The organism is Photobacterium sp. J15 (assembly GCF_963870815.1).
Lineage (GTDB): Bacteria > Pseudomonadota > Gammaproteobacteria > Enterobacterales > Vibrionaceae > Photobacterium > Photobacterium marinum.
In genome coordinates this window covers 2,227,766-2,241,859 of record NZ_CAWMUI010000001.1, presented here as the reverse complement: position 1 = coordinate 2,241,859, position 14,094 = coordinate 2,227,766, and the positions used below count along the sequence as shown (strand labels likewise).

General features: G+C 43.7%; 13 protein-coding genes. 9 read left to right on the top strand and 4 right to left on the bottom strand.

What is annotated here, in order from left to right; all coding sequences use genetic code 11:
• Positions 1-110 precede the first annotated feature (110 nt).
• Both hutC and ompV read right to left on the bottom strand, forming a co-directional pair.
• Positions 111-815, bottom strand: a complete 705-nt coding sequence (hutC, locus tag AACQ93_RS10250) for a histidine utilization repressor (RefSeq protein WP_064604744.1) — start codon at positions 813-815, stop codon at positions 111-113.
• A gap of 244 nt (positions 816-1,059) precedes the next feature.
• Positions 1,060-1,833 carry an outer membrane protein OmpV gene (gene ompV, locus AACQ93_RS10245; protein WP_064604742.1) on the bottom strand — a complete coding sequence of 258 codons (774 nt, stop codon included), beginning with the start codon at positions 1,831-1,833 and terminating at the stop codon, positions 1,060-1,062.
• Positions 1,834-2,604: 771 nt separating this feature from the next.
• On the opposite strand from ompV, the gene AACQ93_RS10240 reads away from it, so the two are divergent.
• From AACQ93_RS10240 to rplT, 5 genes are all read left to right on the top strand, one after another.
• Complete coding sequence (locus tag AACQ93_RS10240) at positions 2,605-4,236, top strand: methyl-accepting chemotaxis protein (RefSeq protein WP_064604740.1); 1,632 nt, start codon at positions 2,605-2,607, stop codon at positions 4,234-4,236.
• 290 nt (positions 4,237-4,526) lie between these two features.
• Positions 4,527-6,455 (top strand): threonine--tRNA ligase, encoded by a 1,929-nt coding sequence (gene thrS, locus AACQ93_RS10235; RefSeq protein ID WP_064604738.1) that lies wholly within the window; start codon positions 4,527-4,529, stop codon positions 6,453-6,455.
• A gap of 3 nt (positions 6,456-6,458) precedes the next feature.
• The gene (gene infC, locus AACQ93_RS10230; protein ID WP_051035882.1) at positions 6,459-7,010 is read left to right on the top strand and encodes a translation initiation factor IF-3; all 552 of its coding nucleotides are present in this window, start codon (positions 6,459-6,461) and stop codon (positions 7,008-7,010) included.
• A 97-nt stretch (positions 7,011-7,107) separates the two neighbouring features.
• Positions 7,108-7,302 (top strand): 50S ribosomal protein L35, encoded by a 195-nt coding sequence (rpmI, locus tag AACQ93_RS10225; RefSeq protein ID WP_007469870.1) that lies wholly within the window; start codon positions 7,108-7,110, stop codon positions 7,300-7,302.
• Between the two features lie 41 nt (positions 7,303-7,343).
• Positions 7,344-7,697, top strand: a complete 354-nt coding sequence (gene rplT, locus AACQ93_RS10220) for a 50S ribosomal protein L20 (protein ID WP_007469869.1) — start codon at positions 7,344-7,346, stop codon at positions 7,695-7,697.
• Positions 7,698-7,819: 122 nt separating this feature from the next.
• On the opposite strand, the gene AACQ93_RS10215 is transcribed toward rplT, so the two are convergent.
• Positions 7,820-8,269: a hypothetical protein gene (locus AACQ93_RS10215; RefSeq protein WP_064604736.1), complete on the bottom strand. Its 450-nt coding sequence runs from the start codon at positions 8,267-8,269 to the stop codon at positions 7,820-7,822.
• A 3-nt stretch (positions 8,270-8,272) separates the two neighbouring features.
• Entirely contained in the window at positions 8,273-8,533 is a 261-nt protein-coding gene (locus tag AACQ93_RS10210; protein ID WP_232323306.1) for a YiaA/YiaB family inner membrane protein, read from the bottom strand.
• A gap of 195 nt (positions 8,534-8,728) precedes the next feature.
• Here AACQ93_RS10210 and pcp point away from each other — a divergent pair, with 195 nt between their 5' ends.
• The 4 genes from pcp to ihfA all read left to right on the top strand — a co-directional run bounded on the left by pcp (position 8,729) and on the right by ihfA (position 13,862).
• Positions 8,729-9,406 carry a pyroglutamyl-peptidase I gene (gene pcp, locus AACQ93_RS10205; protein WP_064604734.1) on the top strand — a complete coding sequence of 226 codons (678 nt, stop codon included), beginning with the start codon at positions 8,729-8,731 and terminating at the stop codon, positions 9,404-9,406.
• A gap of 294 nt (positions 9,407-9,700) precedes the next feature.
• A complete protein-coding gene (gene pheS, locus AACQ93_RS10200; protein WP_036801340.1) occupies positions 9,701-10,684 on the top strand; it encodes a phenylalanine--tRNA ligase subunit alpha in 984 nt (327 codons plus the stop codon).
• 18 nt (positions 10,685-10,702) lie between these two features.
• Positions 10,703-13,090: a phenylalanine--tRNA ligase subunit beta gene (gene pheT, locus AACQ93_RS10195; RefSeq protein WP_064604732.1), complete on the top strand. Its 2,388-nt coding sequence runs from the start codon at positions 10,703-10,705 to the stop codon at positions 13,088-13,090.
• A 475-nt stretch (positions 13,091-13,565) separates the two neighbouring features.
• Complete coding sequence (gene ihfA, locus AACQ93_RS10190) at positions 13,566-13,862, top strand: integration host factor subunit alpha (RefSeq protein WP_007469861.1); 297 nt, start codon at positions 13,566-13,568, stop codon at positions 13,860-13,862.
• Positions 13,863-14,094: the final 232 nt, after the last annotated feature.

Below are 14,094 nucleotides of genomic sequence, written 5' to 3'. Positions count from 1 at the left end.
ATTGGCTGGTTTGGTGTAAGAACTTAGATGGTGATATGAGTTGAAAACAGAAGATTAGTAATTGTTTATATGTCGATGCTTACTTTATGCGGGGTATGTGCCCCACAATTTTATATTCGGCTTCTAGAGCTGAGTTTATATTTATCGCCAGGGTGATAGAGCAGGGCAGTACTGACCAGGTTTTTATCGCTCCAGGTTCGGCGGTTAAGTAGCAGGCAAGGTGAATTGGCTGGCATGTTCAACAGATTAGCGATGCGCCTGGCAGGCAGGATTGCTTCTACAGTATGTTCAATGTCGCTTAAAGGACATGCCTTTACCAGATACTCATTAGGTGTCTGTTTTGTAAAGTTTTGTTCAATGTAGCCTGGAGCGAAATCAGGGTTGACCCAGCGTTCTTCCAATTGGATTGGGCTGTTGTTTTCGAAGTGGACAATTTGAGTGAAATAAACGTCTGTACCGTGTCGGACTCCGAGCTGTAAGGCGATATTTTCATTTGCTGCAATGGTTGACTGGCTGATCACTTTGGAAGAGTAATCATTACCTCGGTCTTTGACTTCTGTAGCGATATTGCGAATGGTCATCAGCGGTGATTCAGCTTTCTTCTGGCAAACAAAAGTGCCCAATCTCGGGGTTCGCTTAAGTAGTCCTTCTTTTACTAAGTCACGAATTGCTTTATTAGCGGTCATCCTGCTTACAGAAAATTGTTCTGATAGTTCAAGTTCAGTAGGGATCCGAAAGCCGGGAGGCCAGGTACGAGACTGAATTTTGTCGTTTAGGTATTGTTTGATTTGAAGATAGCGCGGAGACTGAGTCATGACGTCATTCCATAATTGCCTATACAAATGAAAGCAATATTCTCATGGTATTTCAAGTTAACTGCCGTCTAAATGAATAAGGTTCTGCATGATGTTATTAAGAACAATGGCAGAAAGGGGGAAGTAATAGCGTAATGAGGGAACCCCGCTCTCGGTAAAAGTTAAACCGAAGCGGGGTAAAAGAGTACCCGGGGAAGTCGATGGTATTGTGGGTACTCTAAATTGCAGGCTGTGGTCGGTTTATTTAGAAGTGGTAAGCCACTGTTGCTCCAACCATCCACTGGTTTTCGCTGTCTACGATCGGTGAGTCAGAAACCTTAGAGCCTAAACGGGTGTAAGTGGTTGTTTGAGTAATATCGATGTTTTTAGTTACAGGCATTACGAACTTGTAACCCACATTGAATGCGAAATCATTTTTGCCGCTGTAGGCTTTACGTGTTTTTGTTGCTTCAGAAGCTTTAACACCGTAGTAGTAGTCAACGAAGTCTTTGCTCAGGTAGTTAACACCGGCGAAAGGAACAAAGTCACCAAAGCCAAGATCCATTACGTGGAAGTATTTAGCGCCACCGATAAAGCCTTTATAGGCTCCGGTTACATCGTGCTGAAGGTAGGTAGAAATCGTACCTTCACCTAGGTGGATGTCAGCATTTAAACCAAGATCACCGCTCATTTTGCGCTTGTTCATTCCTTTCAGGGATGTTGCATCCCCTGCTTCATAACCCGTACCGCCAGCTGTGAAATATGCACTTACGTTTACCTGGTCATTATTGTCGCCAAAGAAACGGTAGTTGATGCCGCTCAGGTCTGCATTGAAGTCTTCACCGTGGTAGCCACCGTTAAGAAGAACACCGGTTGTTTTATCCTGACCCTTATAAAGTTCGCTGCCCGTAACCACACCAGCTTCAACGAAGCCAGTTCCTTCGTGAGTGTAGATATTACCGTTACGAATATAAGTTTCACCAGCAAGAGCGTGAGTAGAAAGAAGAGATGCAGTGATGATTAGCGCTAGCTTTTTCATGTTTGTATTCCGTTTTTATTGTTTCGTGCTTGAGTGGTGAACACTGTACAAAATGGTATTTGATAACACTATCACTCTTTTGTCATGGATTGTCTGGTCGAGCCTTACAATTGATTACAAATGCTAAATTTGAATGAATGGTTGCTATGACCATTTTTTAATCTGGGCTGTTCGAGGATTGATACTCTTATTTGAGTCTTTGTCTTAAATAAGTAGAAATCATTATAAAACATGATGCTTAACCTTTGGGTTCAAGATCTCAGTGTAATATGAACATGACTGAAACTTTTAATTAATGATATGAAATAACCATGTGAAATAATGAATAGTTTTGCATTTGTTATATGATTTCCTTTTTCCTCTATTGATACGCAACTGAGTTTAATACAAGCTGTTGATGGTTATGTTTCTAATTAAAAGGGTAGTTATTTCATATTGTTAAGTGGGTGTATTGCTCTTGGTGATAATAATGTGTATTTGAACTGCATTATTATACGGGTGGTTGTATGTTATATGCCGATTAAAAATAACGTTGGATATAATCCTATTTAATCGTTTTTGTTTTGATATAAATTAATAGGTTGAATGTAAATTAAACCTTACATATCTTTTATTGGTTGATACTCATTTAGTGTGATACTTAACTGGCTGATGATATTCTTTTGAAGCTTATTTCAGCTTGTCTCTTTTTAAATTAATTCACTTTTTAGTGAAGTATTACTTATTTGCAGTGACGCATAGTAGATAAAATATAATAGGTTTTATAAATTCATGATGTATAAAAACTGGTCGATAGGGAAAAAATTTGCTGCAGTATTTGCAGTAATATCGTTAGTTATTATGGCCTTTGGTGCTTATTTGATGAGCGAGCTAAAAGTAGTTAGAGGAGGGGTTACAACTTTTGACGAAATTGCATTGCCTGGTGTTATTTTAAGTAGTGATATTCAGTATGATGTGAATACAGTTCGCCGGACGCAATATGCGATTTTAACTTATGATTCGTCAGAAAAACGTCAATCAAGTATTCAGACAACCAAAGAAATAAACCAGAAAATTGAAACGGCATTCAAAGGTTACGAAAAAACCATAACTGAAGAAGAAGATCGTATACAGTTTGATAAGGTTCAAAAAGCTTGGAATGATTACCTTAATGTTCTTTCCGGTTTTAACGAGGCGGTAAGTCAAAACCGAATTGATGTTGCTCAGCCTATTCTTGTTGGCTCTCTAGACCAGTATGAAAAGCTGCAGTCGGCTATCGACAAACTTCGACAAATGAATGTGGAATATGTTGATGTCAGCAGCAAAGAGATGATTACCAGCATTAACAGTGTAGAGATGATTACAATGGGCTGTATTATCGGTCTTGTTGTCTTTATGGTGATGATTAACTTGTTCCTGACTCGACAGATCTGTGTACCACTTAATCAGGTGATGGCGTTAGCATCTGAAATTGCTTCCGGTAACCTGACCCACCAAATCAATCGCGAATCCATCGGTAATGATGAACTCGGCGAGTTGGCAGACTCCAGCATTCAGATGCAGGACAAGCTTCGCCAGTTAGTAGAGGAAATTATTGCGGCTGTAACTCAGCTAAATACTGCAGTTGAAGAAGTCAGTGCTATTTCAGAGCAGTCATCGCAGGGCATGAAGCTACAGCAGGATGAAATCACAATGGTTGCGACAGCAATGGATCAGATGAAGGCGACTGTTGCTGATGTGGCTAATAATACTGAAGATGCGTCGGGAGCTGCTACTTCTGCAAGTGAAGAAGCAAAGCAGGGTAGTGAAGATGTTCAGCAAAGCATTGATTCTATTTTGCAGGTATCTGATGAAATTCAGAATGCTGGTGAATTAGTACACCAGTTGGAGCAAGAGTCTGCCAACATCACAATGGTTGTTGATGTTATTCGTGATATTGCCGAACAAACAAATCTGCTGGCACTTAATGCGGCAATTGAAGCCGCTCGTGCCGGTGAACAAGGGCGTGGATTCGCTGTCGTGGCTGATGAAGTGCGGACACTTGCCGGTCGTACTCAGGATTCGACTGGAGAGATCGTCAACATTATTAATAAGCTGCAGAAGAGTGCTCATGATGCTAAAGAGGCAACCAGCCAGAGCTGCAATATGATCACGCACTGTGTTGAGCAGGGACAGCAAACCGGTATGAAGATCAGTTCAATAGAGGAAAACGTTGGCAAGATTGCAGAAATGAGTATGCATATTGCCAGTGCTTGTAGTGAACAGGACTCTGTTGCGGAAGAATTGGGGAGAAATATCGAAAATATCAGCCTTTCGTCAAATGAAGTTGCTCAGGGGGCGGAGCATACGGCTACAGCGTGTGTAGAGCTGAGTCAGCTTGCCGCAAACCTTCAAACCACAATGGGTCACTTCCGGGTTTCTTAATTTCGAATAATAGACCTTCAATTAAGCTGGTGGCTTTTATACGAAAGCCGCCAGCTTTTTATATAGAGAGTGTTTTGTAATAAAGTTGCAAAGGCGAGAAATTAATTTACTCGTGTCTTTGCAATCAGGCGTAGCCGTTTGTTATAGTTGCGCCTTCGTTTCTGTTTCAGTGTGCTGCTCAGTATTGTGGTGACGATTCAGAAGCGCTTCATTCATATAAGCTTCTCTAAGCTTAACTTAATTCAACATGTGCTACTTGGTGTGTGGCACCACTGTGAAAGGATATATACATGCCTGTAATTACACTTCCTGACGGCAGTCAGCGTCAGTTCGAAAACCCTGTATCAACTATGGATGTGGCTCTGTCTATCGGCCCTGGTCTTGCGAAAGCTTGTATCGCTGGTCGTGTTGACGGTGTTCGCGTGGATGCTTGCGATCTGATTGAGAGCGACGCTAGCCTGGAAATCATCACAGCAAAAGATGAAGACGGTCTGGAAATCATCCGTCACTCTTGTGCTCACCTTCTGGGTCATGCCATCAAACAGCTTTACCCTGATGTTAAAATGGCAATCGGTCCAACGATTGACAACGGTTTCTACTACGACATCGATCTTGAGCAATCACTAACCCAGGAAGACCTGGAAGTGATTGAAAAACGCATGGTAGAACTGGCTAAGACCAAATACCAAGTTATCAAGAAGAAAGTAAGCTGGCAGGAAGCACGTGATGCATTTGAATCACGTGGTGAAACCTACAAGATGGAAATTCTGGATGAGAACGTAGATCGTGATGATCGTCCGGGTCTCTACCATCACGAAGAATACATCGATATGTGTCGTGGTCCTCACGTACCGAACATGAGCTTCTGTCAGCACTTTAAACTGCTGAACGTTGCTGGTGCGTACTGGCGTGGTAACAGCGATAATAAGATGCTTCAGCGTATCTATGGTACTGCTTTTGCTGATAAGAAAGCACTTAAAGCACACCTTACCCGTCTTGAAGAAGCGGCTAAGCGTGACCACCGTAAACTTGGTAAGCAGCTTGACTTGTACCACATGCAGCAAGAAGCACCGGGTATGGTATTCTGGCACCATAATGGCTGGACTGTATTCCGCGAGCTTGAAGTATTCGTACGTGACAAGCTGAACGAGTACGGTTATCAGGAAGTTAAAGGTCCTCTGATGATGGACCGCGTTCTGTGGGAACGTTCTGGTCACTGGGACAAGTACGCAGAAAACATGTTCACGACTTCTTCTGAAAACCGTGAATACGCAGTTAAGCCAATGAACTGTCCTGGTCACGTTCAGATCTTTAACCAGGGTCTGAAGTCTTACCGTGATCTGCCTCTGCGTATGGCTGAGTTCGGTTGCTGTCACCGTAACGAGCCATCAGGTGCACTGCACGGCCTGATGCGTGTTCGTGGTTTCACACAGGATGATGCACACATCTTCTGTACTGAAAGCCAGGTTCAGCAGGAAGTAACATCTTGTATCAAGATGGTTTACGACACATACCAGACCTTCGGCTTCAACAACATCGTTGTTAAGCTGTCTACACGCCCAGAGAAACGTGTAGGTTCTGATGAAATGTGGGATAAAGCTGAGTCAGACCTGAAACTTGCACTAGAATCTATGGAGATCCCATACGAAATCCAAGAGGGTGAAGGTGCATTCTACGGTCCTAAGATCGAATTTACTCTGCATGACTGTCTGGATCGTGCTTGGCAGTGCGGTACAGTTCAGCTAGACTTCGCACTTCCTGAGCGTTTGGGTGCAACTTATGTTGGCGAAGATAACGAGCGTCATACGCCTGTTATGATCCACCGTGCAATTCTTGGTTCACTGGAACGCTTTATCGGTATCCTTATCGAAGAATATGCTGGTTTCTTCCCTACTTGGTTGGCGCCACAACAAGCAGTTGTGATGAATATTACTGACAGCCAGTCAGAATATGTTCAACAAGTAGTCGAAAAACTGCAAAAAAGTGGATTTAGGGTCAATGCGGACTTGAGAAATGAGAAGATTGGCTTTAAAATTCGCGAACATACTTTGAAGCGAGTGCCTTACATGCTTGTTTGTGGCGACAAAGAGGTCGAAGCAGGCGAGATTGCAGTTCGTACTCGCAAGGGTAAAGATTTGGGTAAATTTAAGATTGATGATCTTGTTGCTTACCTGCAGCAAGAAGTTAGCAGTCGTAAGCTCAATATTGTGGAGGAATAAGGTATTAAAGGCGGAAGAAGAACCCAAGCACCAGTTAAGCAAAACCCACATCGTCTGAATGGCGAAATCCGTGGTGTACGCGAAGTGCGTCTTACTGGTATTGATGGTGAGTCAATTGGTGTTGTTTCTATTGAAGAAGCAATGAGTGCTGCTCATGAAGCTGGTGTAGATCTAGTTGAAATCAGCCCTAATGCCGAGCCACCAGTTTGTCGTGTGATGGACTATGGCAAGTACCTGTTCGAAAAGAGCAAGGCTGCTAAAGAGCAAAAGAAAAAGCAGAAACAAATCCAGGTTAAGGAAGTTAAATTCCGTCCTGGTACAGACGAAGGCGATTATCAGGTAAAACTGCGCAACCTGACTCGCTTTTTAGAAGAGGGCAACAAGGGTAAAGTAACGCTGCGTTTCCGCGGTCGTGAAATGGCCCACCAGAGTCTTGGTATCGATCTTCTAAACCGAATTAAGGATGACCTGGGCGACCTAGCGGTTGTTGAGAGCTTCCCTAGTAAGGTTGAAGGTCGTCAAATGACGATGATGCTTGCCCCTAAGAAGAAGTAATTACGGCATTCAAGTAGCACAAAGCGCTGCTTAACTGCAGCGCTTTTTGTTCGCCTGATTACTATGTTATTAACTATCAACAATGCGGAGTCTCATCATGCCTAAGATGAAATCCAACAAAGGTGCTGCTAAGCGTTTCAAGAAAACTGCTGGTGGCTTTAAGTTTAAGCACGCAACTAAGCGTCACATCCTGACTAAACGTACTACTAAGAACAAACGTCAGCTACGTCCAAACGCTATCCTTCCTGCATGTGAAGTAGCAGCTGTTGCACGTATGCTTCCGTTCGCTTAATCGTTTTTAGTTTTATATTTTAATTTAGTTAGGAGTCTCCTATGCCTCGCGTAAAACGTGGTGTACAAGCACGTGCACGTCACAAGAAAGTTCTTAAACAAGCTAAAGGTTACTACGGTGCACGTTCACGTGTTTACCGCGTAGCTTTCCAAGCAGTAACTAAAGCTGGTCAGTACGCTTACCGTGACCGTCGCAACAAGAAACGTACTTTCCGTCAACTATGGATTGCACGTATCAACGCTGCTGCTCGTCAGAACGGTATGTCTTACAGCCGCTTCATCAACGGTCTTAAGAAAGCATCTATCGAGATCGATCGTAAGATCCTTGCTGACATCGCTGTATTCGACAAAGCTACTTTCACAGTACTAGTTGAAAAAGCAAAAGCTGCACTGTAATTTCAGTCAGTTTTGATGGGAAAGGAGAGCTTCGGCTCTCCTTTTTTCGTTTGGTAGGTTGTCTGTAATCACGGGATCATTGATGACGATAGCTTTTTGTCCATCAGCCTTTATTGCCTTTCTTAAATATTCACTTCATAGCCTTTAAGTAACAGCTCCAGTTGCGCTGATTTTTGTTTGAGCTCCAGTTTGGTAGAGAGAGCCGGAATTTGGGGTAACTCCGATAGGTGTTGTTTTCGCCAGCGAAGCAGTACTTGTTTCGTCTTTGCTATTTCATTATTTAGCTGTTTTAGACCTTTTTGCTTTCTGTTAATGCTTTCCGTTAACTGAAGTTGCTTTTGTTTTATTCTGAGGTTTTCTCGAACTTTGGCTTTAAAACAAGTTTTACTATTACGCTGACTCTCAAGTTGATCCATGATCAACTGAATACGCTCTTCATTCTGCTTTAATAACTGTTGATTGTACTCAAGTTGCTCGTAAGCATCTTGGATGTTGTTTTCAAGTGATATAACAACTTGCCGGAGAGAGGCAAGCTGTTGTGCTAGAAGGTTAATTTTAGCCGCTAGTGACATAGCTTACTCATCAAGGTCTGTCAGAATTTGTGCCGCTTTGGCTTCTTCTAGCTTGTTTAACAGGCGTTTAGATTCTGCTTCATCACGAACAGCTTTACTTAAAGTGATGGTTGCGCTGACAAGGAACAGGCTGCAGATACTGTAGTAGCCCTTAACTAGAAGATCACCGGGTAACTTAATGATACTAATCACCATGGCAATGACAGCAATGATAAAAGTTGCTTTTGCATAAACCAGCCAATATTTATCTTGTTCTCTCATCATCTATCTCCTTGTTTAAGAATAAATATCAAACATTGTTCAATTAATTTAGGCGAGTATTTTCAATAACGCAACTATTAATATTTAATGTTTACGGTTTGGGGTTATTTTCGGACTTAGATCAAATATTTGTTTTAGTGATAATTGGCTTAATTACATTGCCTTGTATGATGTTGCTAGCTGAAAAAGGAGGTTAGTGTGGCGAAGAAACGTGTTTTGGTTACAGGATTTGAAGCTTTTGGCGGAGGGTGTATCAACCCATCAGCCTTAATCCTGGATGCCCTTAAAGATAATAAAATGAATGAAATGGCATCTTTGACCAATGATGTTGAAATCTACACAGAGCTGTTGCCCGTCGTAAGGTACGATGCAGTAACTAAGGTTAACCTGGCAATTGAAGCTGTTGAACCGGATGCTGTTCTAATGCTGGGGCAGGCTGCTGGACGGGCAAAAATAACTTTTGAGAAAGTTGCTATTAATTTGGATGATTATTGCATTCCGGATAATGCGGGTAATCAACCAGTAGAAGAACAGGTATCGGTTAATGGGCCGACGGCTTATTTCTCCCGGCTCCCTGTAAAATTGATGGCGAAAACCCTTTCAGAGGCAGGCATTCCTGCATCGGTCTCTTACAGTGCCGGTACTTATGTATGTAACCATTTGTTTTACGGTGTAACGCATCAGGTTGAATCTCTGTCTGCTTTTCAACATATTCGTACCGGCTTTATGCATTTGCCATTGCTACCGGAGCAGGCTCTGGGGAGCGATAAACCATATATGGCACTTGATACAATGATCGAAGGAACGTTGTGGGCTATTTATGCAGCTTTGACTCATCAGGAAGAAAAAGATGTTTTTGGTGGGGTGGTTTGTTAGCAAACAGTGAGGTTGCTTTTTTCGTCATAATGATTTTAAGAGGGGGAGGCTTTGCCTCCTTTTTTGTATCTGACAGGGCTGATTTTCATTTTTCTCAAGTTCTGGAAATTCTCACTGATTGAACAGCGACTTAACTGAAAAGTCAATAAAGCGCAGAAAGGAGACTTTTTTTCGCTCAAAACAACCTTTTTGATGCGATTCGATTTGGATTTAGACGCATGTTTCTTTAGTATGTATCGTTACGCGAATTTATATCTCCCTTAAGGACGCCACCTGAAGGTGGATGAGGAAACGATGCAACATCTAGACGAGATTATTGCCAACGCAACGGCAGCTATTGAGCAGGCTGATTCATTAGTCGCTCTGGACGAAGTCCGCGTCCAATATCTGGGCAAGAAGGGTGAGCTAACCCTTCAACTACAAGGCTTGGGCAAGCTTCCACCAGAAGAGCGTCGCTCAGCTGGTCAGGAGATCAACAAAGCCAAAGGTGCGGTTCAACAAGCTATCGCAGCTCGCAAAGATGCGCTTCAGCGTGCTGAGCTGGAAGCGAAGCTGGCTGCAGAAACGATTGATGTTACTCTGCCAGGTCGTCGCATTGAAAACGGTGGTCTTCACCCTGTAACACGCACTGTTGAGCGAATTGAGAAGTTCTTTGGTGAGCTGGGCTTTAACACTGAGTCTGGCCCTGAAATCGAAGATGCTTTCCACAACTTTGATGCGCTTAACATTGCAGCAGACCACCCTGCGCGTACAGATCACGATACTTTCTTCTTTAACCCTGATCTGATGCTTCGTACTCACACTTCTGGTGTTCAGATTCGTACGATGGAAAATGGCAAACCACCATTCCGTTTCATCGCACCGGGCCGTGTATACCGTAACGACTACGACCAGACTCATACCCCAATGTTCCACCAGGTGGAAGGTATGCTGGTTGATGAGAACGTAAACTTCGCTCAGCTGAAAGGCATTCTGCACGACTTCCTGTGTAACTTCTTTGAAGAAGAAGTGGAAGTTCGTTTCCGTCCTTCTTACTTCCCATTCACTGAGCCTTCTGCAGAAGTAGACGTTAAAGGTAAGAATGGTAAGTGGCTTGAGGTACTGGGCTGCGGTATGGTTCACCCGAACGTACTACGTAGCGTAGGTATCGATCCTGAGAAATACTCTGGTTTTGCTTTCGGTATGGGTGTAGAGCGTCTGACTATGCTGCGTTACGGCGTAAACGATCTGCGCGCATTCTTCGAGAACGATCTTCGTTTCCTAAAACAGTTCAAGTAATCCAGAGGTTTAAACACTATGAAATTCAGCGAATCATGGCTTCGTGAGTGGGTAAGTCCTTCTGTTACTACTGATGAACTTACTCACCAAATTACAATGGCTGGCCTTGAGGTAGACGACGTACTGCCTGTAGCCGGCTCTTTCACTGGCGTTAAAGTAGGTCAGGTTGTTGAGTGTGCTCAGCACCCGGATGCCGACAAACTACGCGTTACTAAAGTTGATGTTGGTGAAGAAGAACTGCTGGACATCGTTTGTGGTGCGCCTAACTGTCGTCTGGGCCTGAAAGTTGCTGTAGCGACTGTTGGTGCAGTACTTCCTGGTGACTTCAAGATTAAAAAAGCGAAACTGCGTGGCCAGCCTTCTCACGGTATGCTTTGCTCATTCACCGAGCTGGGTATTGATGTTGAGTCTGACGGCATCATGGAACTGGCTGAAGATGCGGTACTTGGTACTGATTTCCGCGAATTCCTGGGTCTTGATGACGTAACTGTAGACGTTGACCTGACAGCAAACCGTGCTGACTGCTTTAGCATCCGTGGTATGGCTCGTGAAGTTGGTGTACTGAACCGTGCTGACGTAACTGAGCCAGCAGTAGACGCTGTTGCACCGTCTATCGACGATACAGTTTCTATCGAAGTTAAAGAATCAGCGGCATGTCCACGTTACCTTGGTCGTGTGATCAAGAATGTAAACGTGAAAGCTGAAACTCCACTATGGATGCAGGAAAAACTGCGTCGTTGTGGTATCCGTTCAATCGATCCTGTTGTTGATATCACTAACTACGTACTGCTTGAGCAGGGCCAGCCAATGCACGCATTCGATCTAGCTAAGATTGAAGGCGGTATCGTTGTTCGCATGGCTGAGCAGGACGAGAAGCTGACTCTTCTTGACGGTTCAGAAGTTGTGCTGAATACAGATACTCTGGTTGTTGCTGACCACAATAAGGCACTGGCAATGGCTGGTATCTTCGGTGGTGAACTGTCAGGTGTTATGTCTGGTACAACTGACATCATGCTGGAATGTGCTTTCTTCGCACCTGACGCAATCCGTGGTCGTGCACGTAGCTACGGTCTGCACACTGACTCCTCAATGCGTTTTGAGCGTGGTGTGGACTATGCTCTTCAGGCTAGTGCAATGGAGCGTGCTACTCAGCTTATCGTTGAGATCTGCGGTGGTGAAGTTGCACCTGTTGTAACTGTTGAGTCTGAAGCTGATCTGCCTAAGCCGAACAAAGTAACTCTACGTCGCATTAAGCTGGATAACCTGCTGGGTCACCACATTGAAGATGCTGACGTTGTTGAGATTCTTGAGCGCCTTGGTATGTCTGTTGAAGCAACAGCTGAAGGCTGGGCTGCTACAGCTCCGACATGGCGTTTCGATATCGCTATCGAACAGGATCTGATTGAAGAAGTTGGTCGTATCTACGGTTACAACAATATTCCAAATCAGTCGCCTGCTGCGGCATTGAAAATGAACGATCACAAAGAAGCAAACCAGCCTCTTAAACGTGTTCGTGACCTGCTTGTAGACCGTGGTTTCCACGAAGCGATCACTTATAGCTTCGTTGAGCCAGAGCAGCAGAAACTAATCGTGCCTGACGTTGAGCCACTGGTTCTGCCAAACCCGATCTCTGCGGATATGTCTGCAATGCGTCTGGGTCTGATCCAGGGCCTGCTGAACACAGTTGTTCACAACCAGAAGCGTCAACAGCCACGAGTTCGCCTGTTCGAATACGGCCTGCGTTTCATTCCATGTGAAACTGCTGAAAATGGTATGCGCCAGGAGCCTATGCTGGCTGGTGTCATTGCCGGTACTCGCAGCGAAGAGCATTGGGATATTGACACTAACACTGTTGATTTCTTCGACCTGAAAGGTGATCTGGAAGCGATTCTTGAACTGACTGCTAACGAGAAAACATACGGTTTCAAAGCCACTAAGCACCCGGCACTTCACCCTGGTCAGTCTGCAGCAATCGTTGTTGACGGTAAAGAGGTTGGTGTTATCGGTACTGTTCACCCTGAGCTTGAGCGTAAGTTTGGTCTTAACGGCCGCACTATCGTATTCGAAATCGAGTGGTCTGCAATTGATACCCGTGTGATTCCTGAAGCCGTAGCGTTGTCTAAGTTCCCTGCAAACCGTCGTGATATCGCAGTAGTAGTGAACGAAGAAGTTTCTGCTGGTGACGTTGTTGAAGTTTGCCGCGCAAACGGCGGTGAGCTGCTGACAGACGTAAATCTGTTCGACGTATACCGTGGTAAAGGTATCGAAGAAGGTCAGAAGAGCCTTGCAATTGCGCTGACACTACAATCTGCTGAGCGTACGCTTGAAGAAGCAGATATCTCTGGTGCAGTTGATAGTATTGTTGCAGTACTTGCTGAGCGTTTCGGTGCTTCACTACGTGACTAATAGCGGACAATGACGGCTTAAACCGATAAAACTTTATTGCTTTTTAAGTCATTGTTTTATGAAAGCAGCCCTTATGGGCTGCTTTTTTTTGATCTGTATCTAAAACATTATAACAATCTGATACTTAGGGGTATTTACTGAATCTGGCTTAGAATATAGTTACTTATGCGGTATACAAATGATTTTGCAGTGGTTATTTTTGCATCATTTGAATCAGAAGCACAACCAGGTGCATGATTTTTGCCTTTTCTTGCTATTAAAAAACAATAATTTAGTACCAAGATTAACGAAAAAAGTTGGCGGAAATCAGCTAGTTGGCTTAAACTTGTCTCTAGTTGGAATAAAGCACTTAACTGGCGTCGTAGGGTGCATAGTGAGTCGCCAGTAAAACCTTTATTTCCAGTGACTAATTCGCAGTGGATATAACTAAGTTTATGTCTGCTATCCATTCAACATAGTCTTGAGGGAATTATCTATGGCGCTCACAAAAGCCGATTTGGCTGAGAACCTGTTTGAGAATGTTGGATTGAGCAAACGGGACGCCAAGGATACGGTGGAAGTCTTCTTTGAAGAAATCAGGAAAGCTCTGGAAAATGGCGAGCAGGTGAAGCTATCAGGTTTTGGTAACTTTGATCTGCGCGACAAGAATGAGCGACCAGGAAGAAATCCTAAAACGGGCGAAGATATTCCAATTTCTGCCCGCCGTGTTGTTACTTTCCGCCCAGGCCAAAAACTTAAAGCTCGCGTAGAAAGTATCGAAATCGAAAAATAGCAGTTTTAAGTGCGATAACAACAGAACCCAAGTGAGGTGTGTAGACTCACTTGGGTTTTCTTTTATTTGCTTTTCCCTACCTTGAATCTGAAGAACAGACAGCTTGCTATATCTCGTCAATTCACTCTGTTGCAATCACCCCTGTTTAATATTCTTGTCTGTATATACATACTTTGATGACATAAAGGAATGGCATTCAATTGCTGTGTAGTGTTTTGTGTCGCTATTCAGC

Bases quoted from the DNA above. Each gene is read 5' to 3' on its own strand.
- hutC (WP_064604744.1), bottom strand. From the start codon at position 815: ATGACTCAGTCTCCGCGCTATCTTCAAATCAAACAATACCTAAACGAC.
- ompV (WP_064604742.1), bottom strand. From the start codon at position 1,833: ATGAAAAAGCTAGCGCTAATCATCACTGCATCTCTTCTTTCTACTCAC.
- AACQ93_RS10240 (WP_064604740.1), top strand. From the start codon at position 2,605: ATGATGTATAAAAACTGGTCGATAGGGAAAAAATTTGCTGCAGTATTT.
- thrS (WP_064604738.1), top strand. From the start codon at position 4,527: ATGCCTGTAATTACACTTCCTGACGGCAGTCAGCGTCAGTTCGAAAAC.
- rpmI (WP_007469870.1), top strand. From the start codon at position 7,108: ATGCCTAAGATGAAATCCAACAAAGGTGCTGCTAAGCGTTTCAAGAAA.
- rplT (WP_007469869.1), top strand. From the start codon at position 7,344: ATGCCTCGCGTAAAACGTGGTGTACAAGCACGTGCACGTCACAAGAAA.
- AACQ93_RS10215 (WP_064604736.1), bottom strand. From the start codon at position 8,269: ATGTCACTAGCGGCTAAAATTAACCTTCTAGCACAACAGCTTGCCTCT.
- AACQ93_RS10210 (WP_232323306.1), bottom strand. From the start codon at position 8,533: ATGATGAGAGAACAAGATAAATATTGGCTGGTTTATGCAAAAGCAACT.
- pheS (WP_036801340.1), top strand. From the start codon at position 9,701: ATGCAACATCTAGACGAGATTATTGCCAACGCAACGGCAGCTATTGAG.
- pheT (WP_064604732.1), top strand. From the start codon at position 10,703: ATGAAATTCAGCGAATCATGGCTTCGTGAGTGGGTAAGTCCTTCTGTT.
- ihfA (WP_007469861.1), top strand. From the start codon at position 13,566: ATGGCGCTCACAAAAGCCGATTTGGCTGAGAACCTGTTTGAGAATGTT.